At 38.8% G+C, this 20,003-nt stretch carries 21 protein-coding genes; 18 read left to right on the forward strand and 3 right to left on the reverse strand.

The features are described from left to right. The 18 genes from QXV08_RS08235 to QXV08_RS08320 form a co-directional block, all read left to right on the forward strand. Positions 1-278: methyltransferase domain-containing protein (locus QXV08_RS08235; RefSeq protein WP_342821470.1), on the forward strand; the 278-nt coding region annotated here is incomplete at its 5' end. A 147-nt stretch (positions 279-425) separates the two neighbouring features. Next, positions 426-2,219, forward strand: coding sequence for a hypothetical protein (locus QXV08_RS08240; RefSeq protein ID WP_342821471.1), 1,794 nt, complete (start codon positions 426-428; stop codon positions 2,217-2,219). After that, positions 2,216-3,313, forward strand: a complete 1,098-nt coding sequence (locus QXV08_RS08245) for a glycosyltransferase (RefSeq protein WP_342821472.1) — start codon at positions 2,216-2,218, stop codon at positions 3,311-3,313. Before QXV08_RS08240 ends, QXV08_RS08245 begins: the two co-directional genes overlap by 4 nt. A gap of 24 nt (positions 3,314-3,337) precedes the next feature. Further along, the gene (locus QXV08_RS08250; protein WP_342821473.1) at positions 3,338-4,090 is read left to right on the forward strand and encodes an FkbM family methyltransferase; all 753 of its coding nucleotides are present in this window, start codon (positions 3,338-3,340) and stop codon (positions 4,088-4,090) included. A 113-nt stretch (positions 4,091-4,203) separates the two neighbouring features. Then, positions 4,204-4,536: a hypothetical protein gene (locus QXV08_RS08255; RefSeq protein ID WP_342821474.1), complete on the forward strand. Its 333-nt coding sequence runs from the start codon at positions 4,204-4,206 to the stop codon at positions 4,534-4,536. A 20-nt stretch (positions 4,537-4,556) separates the two neighbouring features. Further along, positions 4,557-5,816, forward strand: coding sequence for a polysaccharide pyruvyl transferase family protein (locus tag QXV08_RS08260; RefSeq protein WP_342821475.1), 1,260 nt, complete (start codon positions 4,557-4,559; stop codon positions 5,814-5,816). Between the two features lie 13 nt (positions 5,817-5,829). After that, the gene (locus tag QXV08_RS08265; protein WP_342821476.1) at positions 5,830-7,092 is read left to right on the forward strand and encodes a coenzyme F420 hydrogenase/dehydrogenase beta subunit N-terminal domain-containing protein; all 1,263 of its coding nucleotides are present in this window, start codon (positions 5,830-5,832) and stop codon (positions 7,090-7,092) included. A 145-nt stretch (positions 7,093-7,237) separates the two neighbouring features. Then, complete coding sequence (locus tag QXV08_RS08270) at positions 7,238-8,320, forward strand: glycosyltransferase (RefSeq protein ID WP_342821477.1); 1,083 nt, start codon at positions 7,238-7,240, stop codon at positions 8,318-8,320. A gap of 2 nt (positions 8,321-8,322) precedes the next feature. Further along, on the forward strand, positions 8,323-9,453 hold the full coding sequence (locus QXV08_RS08275; protein WP_342821478.1) for a glycosyltransferase family 4 protein: 1,131 nt from the start codon (positions 8,323-8,325) through the stop codon (positions 9,451-9,453). 43 nt (positions 9,454-9,496) lie between these two features. After that, the gene (locus tag QXV08_RS08280; protein WP_342821479.1) at positions 9,497-10,654 is read left to right on the forward strand and encodes a glycosyltransferase family 4 protein; all 1,158 of its coding nucleotides are present in this window, start codon (positions 9,497-9,499) and stop codon (positions 10,652-10,654) included. Then, positions 10,641-11,633 carry a polysaccharide deacetylase family protein gene (locus tag QXV08_RS08285; protein WP_342821480.1) on the forward strand — a complete coding sequence of 331 codons (993 nt, stop codon included), beginning with the start codon at positions 10,641-10,643 and terminating at the stop codon, positions 11,631-11,633. Before QXV08_RS08280 ends, QXV08_RS08285 begins: the two co-directional genes overlap by 14 nt. 20 nt (positions 11,634-11,653) lie before the next feature. Then, a complete protein-coding gene (locus QXV08_RS08290; RefSeq protein WP_342821481.1) occupies positions 11,654-12,478 on the forward strand; it encodes an FkbM family methyltransferase in 825 nt (274 codons plus the stop codon). Beyond that, complete coding sequence (locus tag QXV08_RS08295) at positions 12,471-12,653, forward strand: glycosyltransferase (protein ID WP_342821482.1); 183 nt, start codon at positions 12,471-12,473, stop codon at positions 12,651-12,653. The genes QXV08_RS08290 and QXV08_RS08295 overlap by 8 nt, the downstream gene beginning before the upstream one ends. Positions 12,654-12,748: 95 nt before the next feature. Next, complete coding sequence (locus tag QXV08_RS08300; protein WP_342821483.1) at positions 12,749-13,021, forward strand: hypothetical protein; 273 nt, start codon at positions 12,749-12,751, stop codon at positions 13,019-13,021. 839 nt (positions 13,022-13,860) lie between these two features. Next, positions 13,861-14,676 carry a hypothetical protein gene (locus QXV08_RS08305; RefSeq protein ID WP_342821484.1) on the forward strand — a complete coding sequence of 272 codons (816 nt, stop codon included), beginning with the start codon at positions 13,861-13,863 and terminating at the stop codon, positions 14,674-14,676. 22 nt (positions 14,677-14,698) lie between these two features. Beyond that, positions 14,699-15,274, forward strand: coding sequence for a haloacid dehalogenase-like hydrolase (locus tag QXV08_RS08310; RefSeq protein ID WP_342821485.1), 576 nt, complete (start codon positions 14,699-14,701; stop codon positions 15,272-15,274). Positions 15,275-16,495: 1,221 nt separating this feature from the next. Next, complete coding sequence (locus QXV08_RS08315; protein WP_342821486.1) at positions 16,496-17,119, forward strand: thymidylate kinase; 624 nt, start codon at positions 16,496-16,498, stop codon at positions 17,117-17,119. Next, positions 17,101-17,964: a hypothetical protein gene (locus tag QXV08_RS08320; protein WP_342821487.1), complete on the forward strand. Its 864-nt coding sequence runs from the start codon at positions 17,101-17,103 to the stop codon at positions 17,962-17,964. Before QXV08_RS08315 ends, QXV08_RS08320 begins: the two co-directional genes overlap by 19 nt. A 632-nt stretch (positions 17,965-18,596) precedes the next feature. On the opposite strand, the gene QXV08_RS08325 is transcribed toward QXV08_RS08320, so the two are convergent. The 3 genes from QXV08_RS08325 to QXV08_RS08335 all read right to left on the reverse strand — a co-directional run. Continuing rightward, complete coding sequence (locus tag QXV08_RS08325) at positions 18,597-19,382, reverse strand: NAD-dependent epimerase/dehydratase family protein (RefSeq protein ID WP_342821488.1); 786 nt, start codon at positions 19,380-19,382, stop codon at positions 18,597-18,599. A 20-nt stretch (positions 19,383-19,402) separates the two neighbouring features. After that, a complete protein-coding gene (locus QXV08_RS08330; protein ID WP_342821489.1) occupies positions 19,403-19,525 on the reverse strand; it encodes an NAD-dependent epimerase/dehydratase family protein in 123 nt (40 codons plus the stop codon). 127 nt (positions 19,526-19,652) lie between these two features. Beyond that, positions 19,653-20,003, reverse strand: a 351-nt coding sequence (locus QXV08_RS08335; RefSeq protein WP_342821490.1) for a hypothetical protein, incomplete at its 5' end; no start/stop codon positions are given.

A 20,003-nucleotide genomic window follows, 5' to 3' on the forward strand; every position in this document is an offset into this window, starting at 1 on the left:
GTGCGTTAGCCCGCATGGGGTATAGAGTAGTTGCTGTAGACTACGATCCAGAAGAGTACTCTACCATAGCCTCCGCCTGCGGCTTGAAGACAATTAAAGCGGACTTAGAGAAAGATAGACTGAACTTAGCTGATGACAGCATGGGCTGTGCAGTGTTCACGGAAGTTCTAGAGCACTTAAACCCCTACTACGTTGGATACACAATGAGTGAGGTCAGCAGAGTATTAAAAGCGAGAAAGCTTCTATATACAACCCCTAACATTGCCTCAACATTGTAGGTTTAAATGCCTTATCATTTACAATGTGTTACACAGAAATATGTGCTTTAACGTGCCGTAGTAGATTATGTTTCGGCAAAGTGTTCTGGTGAAGTTATGTATGTTATGTAGAGAGAAATAGAACTGATCTGGAAAGAGATGGCGATTATGAATTACATGTTGGAATCTCTTTTAAGAAGCATTGATTCAGTGCTTGGGTTAGCTAATTTGCCTACAGCACTATGGCTTTTATATGTCATGGCATTCTTTCTCATTTTTACTATTATTGCTGAATTTTTAAAGAAGCCCAATCCTTTACCTCATAAAGTGAACAAGAAACAGCTGTCCTTTCTCTTAGTTCTTTTCTCACTCGGCTTCAATAGCTTTTTCTCATTATTAGCCTTTATTGTTTCTTACATGAATGGGTATTACTATAATTTTCAAGTAGTTTTGGCTTTAATTGCTCAGTTGATTCTTTCCCTCGCTCTTTCTATGCTTTGGAACACTTCTACACATGATAAGAGAACAGAATTCGCTAAAAGATTTCTAGTGCATCTAAGTGCAATAACCATCATATTTATTGTCTCTGCTAGATGGATCATCAGAGGAGTTGATGCTGAAGAAACTTCATCCGATACCTTGAATATCTATTACAACAGCTACTTCCGATACTCTATGCACGCTGGCTGGTACGACTTAGCTCCAGTAGATTCTATAATTAAGGTGATTCTTTTAAGGGTCGGTGGTAATAATGACCCGTTTAGCCCGCTTGAATCTTTCCTCATCTCGTTTATGTCAGGGCTTTTCCTATACATTTTGGTTTATGCTTATGTAAAGAGTAAGCTTTCCATCAATCATCTGTTACCATTGATTCCAGCTATTCTGACTATATATCCCTACGCTTTTCTTCCTGGCGCCTATGCAACTCCGACAAATATAGCAGTAGCTTTAGCCTTGGCTTCTTTAATTCTGTTCTTACTCTCAGATCAAAATCGCTCAAAAACTAGCTTAATAACCTTAAATGTTCTATTCATTACTTCGTTACTCGCGCATCCTTTTTCTCTCTCGGTACTGATATTTGTCGCAATCTGCTTGTTCGCTAAGTATGTCAATGGTCTTCTGGGGATGCATGATTTCTTGTTCTTTTTATCGGCTTCGATTCTATGGCTTATTAAAACAATGTATACAGCCACAATATATGGTATAGCTGGTATCTGGAACAACGTCATAAACGGAATTTTTCAAGTTTCGGAAAGAGAAAGCATAATAGCGTTTAGAAACGTAGGGTATTTTGAGATGCCGAAGATCCCCTTAGCTTCATTCTCAGCATCCTTAGGAATCATTGGGGGAATTGCAATTGTCATCTCACTCCTCATGCTTAAAGATCGACCCATTACTCCCAGATGGCTAGGTCTCTCGATAATACTCTTCACGGGATTTACAGGTTTGTCAAGTCTGCTCGCAGCTCTAGGCGGCCAATCCAGGTATATTATGGTACCTTTTGCTTCTCTTTTTTCTCTCGTTATCCTATTTTATGGTGAAATTAGAAACATTTCTCCCACTCTTAAGGCTTTAATTACGATCGCAGCAATCCTGACGATGCTTTCCCCCAACTTCATGCCAGATCAATATCCTTTCTATATGTCTGCTAAAATCAGTGATAGAACAATGTTCGAAATATCAAGCTCTCTGTTTGAAAAACTAGATCCCACCTTTGTTGTTGACCGTTTTCAAGGAACTTCAAATATGAAGCTATACATCGAGCAGCAAAGTGAATTCATTAGGAATATGGGAGAGTCGGGACTAATTGTAGATAAGCTGATATTGAGTGGAGTTATTAAAGCCAGATCCTACTGGGATTTCGTAGGCAGAGGTCCATTCGATTACATTGAAGGAGGTCAAGAATATTCTACATTCAGTATTATATGGGATTCGGGTTTGGTGAAGGTCTTAGCCTCATGAATCAATTTCTAATATCCATAGTGTTAACAACATTTAATTCTGAAGATACTATTTCGGATGTTTTAGATGCTATAGTAAAACAAGATATACCTTTATCAAGCGTAGAATTGATAATAGTTGACGGCGGTTCAAAGGATCAAACTCTAAAGATAGTTAGAGACTTCTTAGAAAAGTATAGCTCACTATTTTATAATACAAGATTAATTGCCCACGATAGAAACTATGGTGTTTCAAAGGCTAGAAATGATGGGATGAAAGCTTCTACCGGAAGATACATCTTAATACTTGACCATGATGTAGTAATGATAAATAAATCTACGCTAGCAAACCTTCTTAAATTTCTAAGCAATTCACCGCAAAATGTTGCTGCCGTTATGCCTCTTCACTTAACATACCATGAGAGTACTTTAGATAGATGGGTAAGGCTAATAAGGGAGGATAGAGTAACGCGTGCATCAGCAATAACCAGCTGCGCTCTTATTAAGAGAGAGATTATCCATAAAATAGGTTTTTACGATGAAACACTTGGGCCACCGTTCACCATAGCTGAGGATACAGAGTACTATGCGAGAGCTAAAAGCAGAGGCTACGAAGCTTTAATCATCGGCTTCGAGAAGGTTCTGCACGTCACCGACGAAAAAATGTGGAAAGGAAAGAAGAGAGCCCAGCATTTTTCTCAACACCAAGTTAGGGTGAGAAAGAGGTTATTAGGTTTTTTAAGAGAAGCATTTGTTGCTATTAGCTCTATTAAGAGCTCTTCATACAGATATGCATATAAAAAGTATGTTTCAAGCCTACCGCTTATCGATAAGATAAAATGGTACGCTTACTCAGCTACACTTTTGCTTATGGCACTTCTCATTACTATCCTCTCCATCTCTAGCATACTTAGTATACCTCATCAAGTCATACAATTTATAGCATTATTCTCTTTCATTGCATGCTTAACTCTTTACATCGATACCTTAAGAGAGTACTGGAATTCAAAAGCTTTACACGCGTCCTTAGCCTACTCGGCAGTGTCATTAGTATGGAGGATGCTTAGATCAATAATGCTTCTAACACCCGCAAGTGTTAGAAGACCAGTTAATTAGCAAATAAGCTTCAGGGTTACGAGAATGCATGAATCGAGATCAAGTGAAGGTTCTCTCTTAGCTAAATTTCTAGGTTATACAGTTAATATCAAGATGCTTAGCATCAATGACTACTTTGAACTCTACAAGGCTATTTTGCTTCGGCTGGATGAAAGGAAAGGTCCATTAGAGTACCATATAAGTCGAAATAAAATTGTCAAAACTTGGGATGGATTTTTATTCTTTGCAAGAGCTAGGAGCCCGGACATATACGCTACAGCTGTTGCTGAAAGGTATGAGCTTGAGAAATGGTTTAAGCCTCTAGCAAAAGGCGTTCAAGTAGATGTTGGAGAATATATAGGAACCTGCACCATGATGGTATGTAAATCAGTAGATTTAGATGTAAGAATAGAACCCCATCCATCTAATTTCGCTGTTTTCGTGGTTAATGTTGAATTAAACGATTGCAGTAATGCAGTTTTAGTTAATAAAGCAGTAGGAATGTTTGAAGATCAGCTATTAATGTTTGTACTTATTAAAAACCACTACATCTCTTTCTCGACAGCCTCGTTAAAGCAGAGATCTGAAGAACACTTAGAAATTAAGGTTAAGGTGGGCTCCTTAGACAGTATTTTAAGAAAGCTTGGTGTAAGCCAAATAAATCTTCTAAAAATTGACATAGAAGGGTATATAACTGAATCCCTCCTAGGGGTGCTGGATACGCTTAAGAAAACTAGAAACCTCTTCATAGAATTATCAAAACGCGGCATGACGGCATATAAAACCTTAAAGCTCTAGGATTTAAGCTAGTTGATAGACATGGTCACAATTATTTATTTCGAAAGATGTGGTGTGAAACGAGGAAAACTCGCTAGTAAAATGTTAAATATATTCATGTACGTGTTTGACCTATGAAGTTTCTCTATATAGGTGGACCCGACACATTTTCTAGGCATGAGCTAGGCTTTATTGCTTCGCCTAGATTACTGGGCAATGTCGGCGTAATATTTGTAGGTTCTGGCAACAAAATATCCTCAGGAAAATTTAAAATAGTAAGCGATAACAACCTTAACAATGTTAAAGTCCTAAAACTTGGTATTGATACATTAATGAATGCTCGCAAGTTTGCCTTATCGAAAACGGAAAATTTACTCAAGGTTCTCAAGGAATATCTAGGACATTATGACGCTATATTTGCAACTCCTAGAGAAACCTTAGTCTTGCCCGCGCTATTAAACAGATGAATAAAGGTGTAAATACTAGGGTGACATCATCGTTTAAAGCTAATCCTTTAGTATATACTATTGGAATTCTCCCACCTATAGGCAATAAAGGAGACGAAAGCATCTATATCTCCTCACTTATGCTAATCAGGAAGCATTTACCAGATAGTGTGATAGCTTTAGCTTTTCCACCTAGATGGTATTATGAAGGAGTAAGATCTCCGTGGACTGGGAAAAACGTGTTCACTGAACTATCTGATATCATAGTACGGCATCCGTTGGATATTGTCGGAGAGGACCTAGATGATTTGCTTTTTAAAATGTTAAGATTCCTATATTATCATTCACATCCATATTTCTCTAATTTCTTACTCACTATGTTAATGAGCTTCCTGAATAGAAGAAAATCCGTGGCTGATTATATAAAAGAGGCAGATGTTAATGTGACTTTATCTTTTCCATTTGAAAGCGCGAACATACTCTTTTGTTATTCGCTTATTATTCCTAAACTTTTGAATAAGCGCCCCCTCATTTTGTTTCCAATTTCATTAACGACGGGCGCTCATTTAGGAAATAGATCTGGCACTTTTATTAGGAAAGCCCTTATGAAAGCAGACATGATCTTCACCAGAGGCCAATATACAACGAAGTGGTTACTGCAAAAATTAAAAATACCTCATCGCAAAATTTTAACATCCGCTGATCCCTCATTTCTACTTAACCATGAAAAGAATTGTAAATGTGAAATCGAGATTGAGCGAGATAGCGCTGCATTGGTACCGCATCCCATTTTAACTCAAGATACTATAGTAAACATCGTTGATGTAATGTTAAAATTCTTCGATCACATCTACATAGTTCCTACAGAAGTAAAGGATCTTAAACTTGTTAAGCCTCTCACTCGCCGACTAAACCACAATAAATGTACTTTATTAGATGTAAGCGAGATGCACCCTCATGCAGTAAAGCTGATATTCCAAAAAATTAGGCTTGTAGTTACTTCTAGATCTCATGCTGGAATACTTGCTTTGGCTAGTGGAACACCAACCATAATGATAAACCGTAGGAGTGATCTGAAGTTCATGGATATCTTAGGACACTATAGCTTGGAACGTTACTTTGTTGGGATAGAAGATCTCACCTTAAGGCCCACTCACTTCTTCACTACGATTGCTAGTATGATTAAGGAAATCGCTGATTCTCAATCCACAATAAGGAAAACCATAATTGAAAGGAATCATCTAATAAGGAACCTAGCTGAATTACCTGGTATATATCTTAAAGAACTCTTGAATAATTAAATGTCTTAGTTATATGTCTTCAACAAACATATTTTCATTTATGAAATCATTATGTGTAGGATGTGGCGGGTGTATAGCTCTCTGCCCAGTCAATGCTATATCTCCTAGTGTTAACAATGGCTACTTCTCGGTTACAATAGACGGGGAGAAATGCATAAAATGCTACCTTTGTGTAAGAAATTGCCCTGCAATTAATTACCTATTGAATCGCACCTCTAGATCCTCTATATCCCATGTACATAAAACATTCTTAGCTTGGGCATTAAATGAAAAGGTACGTTACAGAGGAGCTTCTGGTGGTGTTGTCACAGCGCTTCTTAAGTATCTGCTGGAGAAAAAGGTAGTCGATGGAGCGCTTGTTGTTCGGATGAGAGGAGTAAAGCCGGAGGCTTTTATTGCAAGGAGCGTCGATGAGGTTTTGATGGCCCAGGGCTCTATATACTTTTCAACATATAGCCTTGAGCTTATAAAACAGCTCAAGAAGATGAACGGAAGGTATGTTATTGTGGCTTTACCCTGTCAAATTAATTTTATCAACAATTTAATTGAAAATCACATCTTAAAAGAAGATAGCATAGCATTTCTCTTCGCATTGAAATGCCATAGCGTCTTTGCATATTGGTATCTAGATTATATTTTAAGCCTCGTTGGATTAAAAAGAGAGGAGGTTAAGGCTGTTTCCTCAAGAGGTTTTGGTTGGCCTGGTGGAATTTTCATTCTAAGTAGGCGTGGGATTTTTAAAATACCCCTCATCTATGAAGCCTCAGCTCATGAAGATGGGGTTTTGAAGCGCCGTTTAAGTCTGTGGAATTCACTGGCTTCTACAAACCTTAGTGGACAATTTGGATGCAATATATGCACAAATCATGAGGGACTTGGTGCTGATATAGTATTTGGGGATGCGTGGATACCTAGCATCATTAAAATAGACAGCAAGGGTTTTTCTCTGATTAACGTGTACTCGGAGAAGGGATTAAATCTTATCAATGAAGCAATAGCAGATGGGTTCATTAGGGTACAAGGAGTTCAGATAGAAACTTCAAGTCAAATTTTCTGCACAAATCTTATTCATAGAGTCATTGAGACATACATTAGGCACGGCTTAATTAAAGTATTTACAAAATATGGGATGAAGGGTGTAGTTTGCATACTTCCATATGTGTTGTTTCGTGATCAGTATGCTAGAAACATAGCCCTAAAAATTCCATATAGGATTTTGACGACGATCATCGAAAAAAGACATTACCTGCTGGGTGGCATCAAATCGACAAGTTAATATGTATTTTTAGAAAACAAGCTGAACGATTTTCAGCAGATACTTTATGAACGGTGAAGAAAAGATGAGGTTGGCTCTCATATATGATGGGAGCTTGCGCTCTCGGCACGAGCTAGGTTATGTAGCCTCACTGAAGTCTCAAGGTTTGGATCCCTTAGTCGTACTTTTAGATGGGAGTGCTGGTGATCAGGTAGTTTATGAAGAAGTGCTCGAGGTCGATGGTAACATTGTTAAAGTGCCTATGATAAAACTGCGAGGCGCCCTCACCTACGAGACTCTCCTAGCTAGATTATTGTTAGACTTTGAGATAGAGTCAATAATTGCCTTGCCCAGAAAACCTTACATGTTAGCATACAAAGCTTCTAGAAGATTAAAGGTACCGCTTATTGCAAGGTTCTGGAGCATTAGAGCACTGAAGCTAATAAACAATCTAAAGTATGGAGCATACGGAGACTTAATACTTTTCATGCCAAGCCTAGCCTTAAATCTTACTGAAGTCTTACTCGCTAATGGAACTATGGTAACAGATGACGTTATGTACTATTCCCTTCGAAATCTCGGTCTGAACAAACTTAAGCCAATAGTTAAGATTAATCCTCCCGCAGGCTTCAGTCCTAGCGGAAGGTTAGATCATAATTTGGTTGAGTTGGTTAAGGACTCTGAACCATATATTATTGGCATGACTGTACTAAGCAAAAGAGGAGCATACCTGAAAGTTGAAGCAAAGCCCTCTGCCTTACTATTCTATTATTTAGCCAAGAAAGTACCTCAAATTAATTTTCTCATAGGGGGCAGTACAAGTGAAGAATTTGCAAAAGTTTTCACATACTTACGTGATAAAATCCCAAAAAACCTTATTTTTTTAGGAAGAGGATTTACTGACGACACATTGAAGTACTTATATCAGAACAGCATTGCGGCAATAACATATGTAAGCTTTAGAAGTATATCAAACAGACTGCTTGAAGCAATAGCGTTGAACACTCCGGTGATAACAAACCCGTTAGCATTAACATTACATCCAGAACTTGCTGGCTCAGTCATCGTGGCACATAATGCTAGAAATTATGAAGAAAACGTTAAGAAACTAATTAGGGAAAGTGGTGTACGTGAGGAGTTTCGAGAGATAGTAAAGAAAGCATACGCACGATATTTCTCACCAAAACTAAATTACACCCTGACCTTGAAAATTATCAGCTTAGTCAAGCAAATAAACGAGAAAGCGTGAGCTTGATCAGAGTACTACTGGTTTCGGGATCAGACTTAACTGTGTATGGAGGAAGGGAAAGGTGGATTATAGAGGTAGCTAGACTAGTTAAGAAATTCTCTCCAGTAGCGATAGTAGTATTATCTAGCCAAGAGGAATTAAGACCCGATCGCTTAGAATTAGTGCAAAATGAGTTAGTTAAGCTTGAAATAGAGTATTATAGAATTAGAACTGTTAAAACAAACTTTAAAATTATTAGAAGAATACCAGTTTCCCTGTTTAAACTATTTAAGCTGGTAAGTAAACATCAGAGGATATACGTTGCTGGCGACATCTTTTTCGGCATTCTTTTTTCTACATTAGCATTTATCATGGGAAAGAGAGATTTAATCATCGGACTTCACGTTAGTCCGCATGGGAAAAGGTTACACTATGCTGAATCTATACTCAGAATCCTGGGACGGATACGCATAGTAAAAACCATTCACGTAGTGAACCCAGTTGACCTAATTCAGCTAAGGCGATTAACAGAGATTAGGGTAGTTTACTTGCCTAATTTTGTTAATTGTGAAGTGTTCAAGCCTGTAGTGGTTAAGAGACAAGATGATTTCCAAGTACTGTTTGTGGGTGCCCTGGAGTTTAAGAAGGGAATAGACATTTTCTTGAAAGTAGCTGAACACTTTAAAAAAGATTTTCCCGAGGTTAAGTTTGTCATCGCCTCGTATGGAGGGTCGTGGGAGGGAGAAGTCCTAAAGTATGTTGAGAATGGTTTAGTGGAGTACAAGGGATTTATAGCCGACAGGGAATTAGTTAAGTTGTACAGTGAATCAAACGTATTGATGATGCCGAGCAGAGAAGAACCTTTCGGGCTTGTCGCTGTGGAGGCTCAAGCTTGCGGTACACCGGTAATATCATCTAATCTGCCTTCTTTTCAGTTGACAGTAAAAGAAGGCGCCACAGGTTTTCGAGTTAAGAGCTATGAAGTAGATAAATGGGTTGAAGCTCTGCGAAAGATGTACATACTCTGGAAGTTTGATAAAGAAGCTTACACCTCTATGTGTAATGAGGCTAGAGAATACGTTTGTAAAAACTTCTACCTTAATACTGTAAAAAGCCTTATTAAGCTCTTACTTGGTAATGAAGGGCTTCACTAAGATAACCTCAGAATTGCTCGCTGAGTTGATGTGAGGGTTTACTATGCTTAAACTTCTCCTCATAACATCGCCTAATCCGTTGGGAACTGGTGGGCAAGTTAGAAACTACTATGTCTTAAGGGAGCTAATCAAGGGAAAACTCATTAAGGATAGCACATTAATAGTTGACAACACTCCCAACAATATAATACATGAGCTTGAGGGACTAGGCTATAGAGTCGTTACAGTCAGGGGTTTTTCTAAAATCATGGAAAATGAACAATACCTGTTCAACTTACTACTTTCGAAATTGAAAATGCTGAAAAGAGGTGTATACGATTTAGTGATTTCGCAAAGTGAGCACTCTAAGTACGTTCAAGCAGCTTACGTAATCCACAAGATACTTAAAATACCTTGGACAGCGATCATTCAATCTTACCTATGGCTAGATCCTTTCCGTTACCGCTTATCAGTAACAACTATGACACGTACTTTAGTATCTATTAACCTTCTGAATAAAACACTCGTTCACGTGGTTTCTGATGCAGTACCTCAAACTCTCAGCTCGAGAGGCATCAACCTAAAGTCCTATTCGTTGCTTGATATACCTGTTGGACTAGAATACGAGCTCATAGATCAGGTATTGAAGGAGACCCAAAAAAAAGAGTTCGACCTAGCATACATGGCCAGAATAACCTGGGGAAAAGGAATCTTAGATTTAATACGTGTTGTCTATATGTTAAAGCACGTTGGTATTGATGCTAAGGTCATGGTAATAGGGGAATTCAGCGATGAAGTGCTTAAAGAGAGGTTCTTAAAATATGCTAAGGAACTTGATGTTTTAAGAAATTTCGTATTCACAGGTTTTATTTCAGGTATTGAAAAATATAAACTGTTATCTAGAGCCAAAGTGTTCGTGTATCCCTCACGAGTAGATGTTTTCTCTATAAGCCTACTTGAAGCCTTGGCTGTAGGTCTTCCGGCCGTAGTCTTTAACTCTCCCTACGCACATCTCTTAGGTGATTACGTTATCACGGCTCAAAGTAGCGAAGAAATGACTAGGGCAATCCACGCTCTTCTGTTAAATGAAGGCCTAAGGGAGGAACTGGGTAGAAGAGCTAGAATCTTTTCCAGGAGATTTACTCATGAAGCTGCGGCTCGATGCGAATATAAAGCCTATCTAAAAACGCTAGAGTGGTTTATAAGGTATGCTAAGGCTTAGCAGGGTTCTGCTAATCCTGGATAGGGTAAAACTTCTAGATTTAGCTATAAAATTGAAATCCCCCAATCTTGTAGTGATAGCCTACCATAACGTAGGTCATCATAATTCATACGTTCAAACTTTCGAGGAACCTATCATACCAGCCCTTATAGAGAAACAGATTCTATTCCTTCTCGGAAGTGGTTACATAGTAACTAGTTTAGGAGAAGCGTTGAGTATTTTGGCTGAGAACCCCAGAGAGAAAATAGCTGTTATAACCTTTGATGATGGCTACAAGGGTGTCTATAAATATGCATATCCAATACTTAGAAAGCATCATATCAAGGCGACTCTATACTTAACTGCAGGATTCATCAGACATAGGGTTGCTCCATGGTGGGAACAGTTATACTACATCATTAGTAGGGCAGAAAAGGAAGGAAAACTGCACAAGTTAACTGAACTAATAACCCAAATTAGGGGGAACTCGTGGATACTACATGAAACGCAGGCAAGTTGTCTGAAGTCATGGATAGAAAGCGTTGTGCGGGCGATGGATGTTCATGAACTGAGAGGCCTAGTTAACACACTCTCAGAAACTCTTGACATAAAGGTTCCTGAAGACCTCTACAGCACCATTATGCTGGATTTGAATGAAATTAAAGATATGGTGGATTACGGATTTGAGGTTGGCGGTCACGGACTTTGGCATGTAAATCTATCGATCCTTAACAACGATAGACTCACCGAGGAAGTTAAGGAATCACTTGATTTTGTGAGGACATTATATAAAGGCATATACACGTTTGCATATCCTTTCGGAATATATAATGACTTAGTTATTGAAGTCGTCAAGTCTAGCGGGTTTAAAGCAGCTGTAACATTGGACCCGCATCTTAATTACTTATCGACAAACATCTATATGCTTGGCAGGATACCCCCTTACAAATTCAATTTGAAGGATATAGCATCATTTAAGTACCTCTTGATTAAGTACTAAACGATAGAACCGTGAAACCTATGAAGCTGAAATACTCAATAGCCTGCGATCTCATGAGCGCTCTCAGAATAAGTATTGGAATAACAATAAACGCTTTTTACCATCTGCTGTTAAAGTTTTGTGGTTCAAACATTTTTCCTTTAAGAGCCTTAAGGTTACTAGGCGATTACGTTGTACGCGGAGCCTGTATTTGTGTAGGCTTAAATAAGTTCTACATACCTGATCTAACTGGTTTATTTATAGTCACTCATGTAATTGAACCTAACGTTTTTAGAATTATTAGTTCATTAGGCAAAGACTCCGTTTTCATAGATATAGGTGCTCATATAGGTAAGTATACTTTGTTGGCTGCACGTAAAGGAGTGCTGGTAATTGCTATAGAACCTCATCCATTAAATTTCTATTATTTAAAGAAAGCAGTTCACAAAAATATGTTGGAACAAAAAGTAATTTGTGTAAATGCAGCGGCCTATAATAGCAGACAAAAACTTAGGTTATACTTAAGTAGGAGCTCTGATTCTCATTCGATACTATCTAAACCTTGGATGGGAAAATCTATTGAAATGTTAGGTTTATCTCTCGACTATATAGTTAAACGTCTAAAACTCAGAAGGATAGATCTAATAAAAATTGATGTAGAAGGTGCTGAGTTGCAGGTGCTTGAAGGCTCAATAGAAACTTTACACAAGTATAAACCCCGGTTAGTAGTGGAAGTCTTTCCATTAAATATTGCTCGCCTGATGGAAACGCTGAATCGGTATGGGTATGAAATCAAGCTATTGCCTGATATGAGGGAAGAAAATGTTCTCTATATCTACGCTGTACCGGTAGCAAAACATGGTTGATGTTTCGTTTATAGCAACCGTGTATAACTCAGTAGATACCGTATCAGTATCCTTACAGAGCGTTATTGAAATTATTGAGAAACTCCCTAATTTAGACTTTGAAATAGTAATCGTTGACAATTTTTCGCATGATGGAACTTATGAAAAACTGCTGGATTTAAAAATAAGGCGATGAATACTCGTAATCTCAAGAGGTTCTTGGTTGTAAGGCTAAGGTCGTCTCGAGGTCTTGGGCGGCAATTAGCATTACGATTAGCAAGAGGTAAATATGTGATTCCCATAGACCTGGATATTCGCATAGATGCTGATAAATTAGCGAAGATTATTTTAAAATATCGGGAACTTAAGGTCTATAAGTGCCTAATACTTGCAAATCCTGGTGTTCATTTAATCTGTCCACGTGAACTTCTTTTAAGGATTGGTGGATATAAAGACTTAAATTACGGTGAAGATATTGAACTACTGGCAAGGATCTTTCATAATAATGTTGCGATATCTCTGCCTATTAAAATTGCTTCTGATTTAAGGTTGCAGAGGTTTTGAGAGAGAAGGTATTCTAGATCAATACTGCACTTTATGCATAGAAGGGTTTCTCTGCTTAAGGATAGAGCATTGGCGTATAGGCTTACACCAAGAAAGCTTATAAGAGAACACTGGCATGTTCACAAGAATAATATTGTCAAGATTGCCTTAAACCTAATGTTACACCTTCCTATCCTCATATACGTGAAGCTGAATAAAACAGAAGGCTTCTCTCATATATTGACGAACGCTCTTCTAGTTGATTTTTTGACTTATAAAACTATGGTAGACCCAAAATCATTTGGCTTTACTCGTGAGGACATTATTGAGTACTTTAGGTATTTTCGTAACACCAGAGAATTCCACTATATCGCGAGATATTTAGATGAAGTTTCCATAGATCTCAATCCTAAGGGATAATTCAAAAATCACGAAATTCATCACGAAATGTACATATGTGCGTTAATTAATGTAAAACTCGTCACACCATTAGATAGAGAGACAACAAGAGGAATATCTGCATTATGAAATTATGAATATCTCAGTAATCTCTGAGCGTTGGTGGCCTGACGGTATAGTTGGCGTATTGGCTTCTTACCTCATAACTAAGCTTCTTCGGGATGTAGGGTTTAAGTTAGCAGTTGTTCATGGTGCTAGAGAGCCTGAAAAGCTTAGTGGTGTTCGCTATGTTTATACAAGCCTTTTGAGCGTGAGGGATAAGCATAGACTTTGGCTCAACTGTTCGATACTTGCTAGGAAGCGTTGGTTTCGTAAGCTTATCAACAGTTCCGACGTCGTATATATCCCTAGATACTGCTATCCACTGATAACGGTTGCGAAAAGACTTGAGAGGAGGGTTTTTGGTTCACCTTCACGACTATCGGCCAGTATCCTATAACTCTATAATGTTTAGCGGTTCTGGTAGAGCATTAAAAGAGCCACACCACTCTTCACTAAATGAGTTGATATGTGATTTATTTGTCAAAACTTTGAAGTTGCAAAGAAACGAAATTATCTTTGTTAGCGGGCCCGTTGGTGTGGGTAAAACCACTTTTTCTCGCAACTTATTCTATTTTTTATCGTCCAGAGGATATAGTGTATGCTATAACTCGCTTGTTTCCTTTCCGCTCTTCTCATACTTATTCTTCAAGCTCACAGCTATACTGGCTTATGGTCTAAAGGTAGTTAAAGTACATGATAAAGTTCATATTCACCCATCAACCCTTTTTATTTTAAGAGTTCGTAGACTTCCTAAGCCAGTCATGTTAGCGCTTACGCTTCTAGAAGTTCTGAGCGTCATGTTGTCCTTTTATGTAAGAACCATTTTTAATTGCGTAAATAAAAAAGTGATAATAGTTGACGAGGGAATTATTAACATGCTAGCAAGTTACTTCGAAGTATTTGGTAGGAACATTCTTCTTGAGTCATTCATTGTAGCGCTCATGAAAAAACTTCAGCGGTACTACAATTTAAAAATAATCTATTTAGACGTTAAGGATGATAGGATGCTACTGGAAAGATGGAGTGCACGTGGGTACCCGGCGGCTACTTTAATGATCAAGATAGATCATCATCTAAAATACACTCAGTTAATCAGATATTCCAAAGCCTTGATTTCGAAAATTTTCAAAATCATCGAAATCGATAATTCAGAAGACCCTCTACGAGTAGATTAGAGAGTCTGCTGAGGTCTACTTTATGTCGCGAATAAGTGAGGCCCTGATAATTGACTTAGATAACACGCTTGTAAAAACGAACACTACATTTGAATTTATGGAAATTCTGTGCCCTTTGAGGTATGCTGTATTTTCAAGATATTTTAAACCGCTCCTCCTCTTGAACAAGATTTTCAAGAGAGACTTTTACAAATTAATGATGATAATGATATGCATCAAAGGGCGTAAAAAGAGAGAGTTGGAGTGCTATGCTAAAATATACTATGAAATGATCAAGAAAAATTGGAGCAAATACTGTAGTGGTGATGTTTTAAATCTTTTACAAACGGAGGCATATAAAGCAAAGGTATTATTAACGGCCTCTTTAGATTTTATTGCTAATAACTTTAAGGAATTAGGCTTTGACCTTGTAATAGCCAGTAAAACTATCTATAATAATGAAAGATTTCATTCTTTTTTCGACCTATACAGGAGGAAGGGTGGAATAGTAAAAATTCTTTCGAAACAATTTGATAACATAATCGTAATTGATGATGATCCTGAGCCAGCATTCTACACCCTTAACAAGAAAATAACTGTCGTGAGGGTTTCCAAGTGACTTATAGATTTAGAGTAACCACTGAAAGAATAGTACTTGCATCAAACTTAATCGTGTACAGAGTAGATGCCCTACTTGCTAACATCATCGACGGAATTCTCATACTAGGTTATAGAGCCATAATGGATTTAATGTTGGAACAACGACATGATAGGCTACTTTTCATAATATCCATCCCAGCTCTTTTACATATATTCTATGTTATAGTTTATATAATAAACGACCTAGTTGATTACAGCAATCCTCACGGCTTTAAGGCATATCTTGATAAGTCGTTTTATCGGCTAAGACCTATCTACTATTTTCAAAGATCAAAACGCATAGTCGCTTACACTATCTTACTTTATGTAACATATTTAACCCTGGTCTTAATGTTTATGTATCCCTTATTTTATCCCTCGATCTTTTTTACGGCATTAGCAATATCTATATCAATTATACATTCACTTCACGGAGCAACTATAAGAGTTGTTACTTTTTACTTGTTAAGGGTCATAAAATATGTCTACATGTTGATTCTGTTTAACGTTATTACTCTTAACCAACTCTATGATTATATCACAACTTTAGTTATATCGACATTAGTTATTCCTTATACAATATACTCTACTGTTAATTATAGTGAATTGGTAATATCGAGGAACAAGATTACTCAAAGAATGGTTATATTGATTATATCGTTTATTACATTACTGATGTTCTTCAAAGTAACACCAGTCGAACATCAACTAATAGACATGATGAAAGCCTCTATTACTTCTTACATCTTAATCGTAATTCCAATATTTGGTGTAAGGCAAATACTCCGTAGAATTTTTGGAGCAATTAATCCAACCTACTATCATCATTTGTTGCGTCTAATTTTAGGGGTCGTGTTAACGTTACTTACAATAACTTCGCTTTTCTATATACTTAACTATGTTATGAAGTAATAGAATATACAGTTACTTTTCTCTATAGAAGTCGTTTATAAAGCGTATCTAATGTACCTTGGCTACATCCATCTAGTTGTAGAGAATTTCTCATGAATTACAAGCTGGAGCATGAGGTTGATTTCTCTGACGATAAGGTTAGCCATATTCACAATAGCTTATGGTGTAGGGTAAACTAGCATTGATTAAGTTTTCTCTAAGCTGATGTTGAAGGAAGTTAAATAATTTTTTAGAAATAATGGAAAAATGGGAAGAGGATTTTTAAAGTTCTTTCTCAACGTATTGTTAGATGTTGATAAAAATGCTACTAGCGAACTTCTTTGGTCCAGATGGTTCCGGTAAAAGCACTCTGGCTAGACTTTTAAGGAGCTACTTGTATTCGCAGGGTGTTTATGCTTATATTTCGTGGTTTAGGGGCACTCATCTGTTTGCTTCAGTTCTTGCAAGATTTTTCTCGCGCTTCACGTCGTTTAGGGGGTATGGGAATCCCTACTATAGGATCGTTGTCCCTTCGAAGCTCAGACCCCTGTGGGTTCTAGTAGAGTTCTTTTCGCTTTTGCCACACTATCTTTTTAGAAGGCTTTTCTCATTACTTCACCCAGTGATCGGTGATCGTGGCTTGCTGGACTTCGTGGTATGGATTATTGTAACTCTTGATTACCCTAGATTCATTAGCAGCTTTATTGGAAGGTTCCTCGCTAGGGTGGTAGCAAAGGAGAAGAACGTCTACGTTAAGGCTGATCCTGCTACTCTACATAGACGTGTAGTTGATATACCACCATCCTTCTTGGCTAAGGAGGTTGCTTGCTACGGCGTCTTGGCTAAGTACTACGCTAGCCATACTATAGACACAACTAGTAGAACTCCTATGGAGTCTCTAGGTGAGTTACTGAAGTGCCTACGAAGACCTTGAAGCTCGTGGAGAGCATAGATTCAGGCAAAATTGCGGGCGGCAGTATAGAGAAGTTGACTGAGTTAGCTAAACTCAACAAGGTCCTACTTGGTTTCCTAAAGAGAGTGGGTTACGAGGGCCTCCTCAGGGTCGTGGAGGAGAGCCTCTATAGGCGCTACATGACTGAAGTTGTTAGAATAACTAAGGCTCTACAAGGCTTAGACTACGCACTCTACAAGTTTAGGAAGCCGATAGAACATGTCTCGGTAGATATAGACGTCTTAGTGCGCTATGAGCATCTTTTGAAAGCCGTTAAAGCGTTGGCTGATATAGGCTTTAGAGTAGAGGTTCTAGAGCCCTATACCGTGACTATGGTTAGAGGTAAAGCAATAGTGGACTTATATACACATCCTTCGTTCGCTTGGATCGTGTACTTAGACGGTGAGCGCTTACTAGAGGAGGTCGAGACTATCGAGATAGATCCTGTTGGTGTGGAGGCGAGAGCGCTGACCGTTGAGGCTGAAGCTATAGCCACATTAGCTCACGCTGTATATAAGGAGCACATGTACCTCCTGTCGGACTACTACGTAGCGAGGGAGTGGCTCAACAGTAAAGCGTTAGGCTTAGCAAGAGAACTTAGAGCTGAAGAAGCAGTAGAAACAACTCTATGGCTCAACGAGCAAATAGAGAGGGGTCTAGTAGAGACACCAATAAAACTCGCATCGATACAGTCGATGGAGATCCTAGCGAGAAAATTCATAGAAGACTCGAATTTCAGAGCAACAACTGTAAACATACTAAGACTCGCTACGAGAAAGAGAACAATGCAACAGCTGATCTGGAGAATCAAAAGAAAAACATATTGATGACCGAGTAGTGAAACACAAAAATAGAGTCTGCGTTTTTACAAAGAAGATAACTAGGTAGCAAGCGCAAATAAACCATAGTTCAACTATGTCATTAAAGCAGAGCCTCAAATACATTAATGTCAGCAGATTCGTATAATGGGAGATTTTGTATCGAGCCTACCGAGAAACCCTTTTTAGACTATCCACAAAATAGGTTTGTATAGTACGAGAATGCGGAAACATGTAGATAACTTTAAAGATTACATAACTGGTTTAACGTTACTGAACCTCGAATTTAGGAGGGGTGTAGGAGGTCTTTACCGAGTATAGCTTAACTGTGCATACTAATATCCTACAACCTCGTTGATCGATTCTCTTAACACAATCAAGCATACCTCCGCACCATCTTCTTTTGTCTTCTTCATTATCGCAACCTCATCACGTCTTATACTCTTGTTTCCTTATTTATGTCTTGATAGTCTATGTCCTGCTGGCTAAGATAGGCTGAACTGGTGTTTAGTCTCTGCAGATTTGGGTGGTTTTGGAATGTCCTATGCAAAGTTTAACTTCGTTTTTTAACATCTACACTGTCTTTTATTCGAAAGGCAGAAAGTTTGGTGCTGTTAGTATTCTCCCGACTTCTGATTAACCTAGAACCGGGGCTCTGGGGTACTGTATGTTTTTAGCTCGCTTAAGGTCTTCTTAAGCCCTTCTTCGAGAGGTGTTGGCTTGAATTGAGTAAGCCCTACTATCTTGCTGATGTCAGCTACGCTATGTGTTATGTCTCCAGGTCTTTGTGGCATACGCACTATCGGTAGCTCTCTGCCCAATAGCTTCATGATGGTTTTAGCGAGATCCTCAATTGTCGTAGGCTTCCCAGAGCCAATGTTGAAGACCTCGTTGTTTAAAGCCTCCTCCCTAGCAATGCTCTCGATCACTTCAGCCACATCCTCGATATATACGAAGTCCCTAGTCTGAGCTCCGTCGCCATATATTACTAGCGGCTCCCCCCTTGAGGCTTTCTCCAAGAAGACCGTTACGACACCGGCGTACGAGGAGCTCTGACCAGGTCCGTACACATTGAATAGCCTCAGAATTATGTACTTTAAGCCGTATGTAGATGCGAAGACCTTCAGCACTTCCTCTCCCTGAAGCTTGCTCAACCCGTAGGGCGATAGAGGTCTCGTTGGATGGTCCTCACCTATGGGTAGCTTCTGAGGCTCCCCATAGACTGCTGCCGAGCTTAGGTACACTAGCTTTATACCCCTCTTCCCACACTCATAGCTGACTTTAGCAGTACCCAAGACATTGTTCTCGAGGTACTTGATGGGATCTCTAATTGATTCTTCGACACTCACGTAAGCTGCAGCATGGATAACCATGTCGATGCCGTCATAGCCATCATATTTTCTTACATCAGCTCTTACGATAGGCACCCCGAGCTCCTCGAGCCTCCTCAAAGCGAAAGCACTCGATCTCTCCATGGTATCAAGACTACGACATCGTATCCTCTCTTAACAAGGTAACGAGCCACACTGTGACCAATGAAACCAGTACCTCCAGTAACCAAGATCCTCAAGAGCTTCACCCTAGTAAGCAGGACAAAACCTGAATGGTACTAGAGATTGCAAATGGTTGCTGTTTCTCAGTAAATAGCTTTTTATGGGCTTCCACTGTTTGTTCATGCTAAGCATCAAAACCACCTCTCAACAATCTCGAGAGCTCCTTGCAGTGGGGGCTTTTGCTGGGTTCTCCACTGTCCACAGCCCAGCAGCTCTGAGCTTTATGCTCTCGGATTCTTGAAAGAAGAAGGACAGGAGGAAGAAGAAGATGAACCAGCTGGTGAATAAGCTTGTGTTCAGGATCAATTCGTTTGCATAATAGGATAGGAACGTGTAGGCAGTCATTATGCCTCCATGCAGCGAAGCCGAAGCATAGATGTCTGAGGCCTCCCTTACAGCCCCAGCTAAGCATCCAAAGGCGAAGCTCCCTAGGATGTGCGCTGGCATATACAAAGTTGGCTCCCACCTCGATGTAAGCGGGTTCCAGTAGTTGGC

This window comes from Desulfurococcus sp., assembly GCF_038881575.1.
GTDB lineage: Archaea > Thermoproteota > Thermoprotei_A > Sulfolobales > Desulfurococcaceae > Desulfurococcus.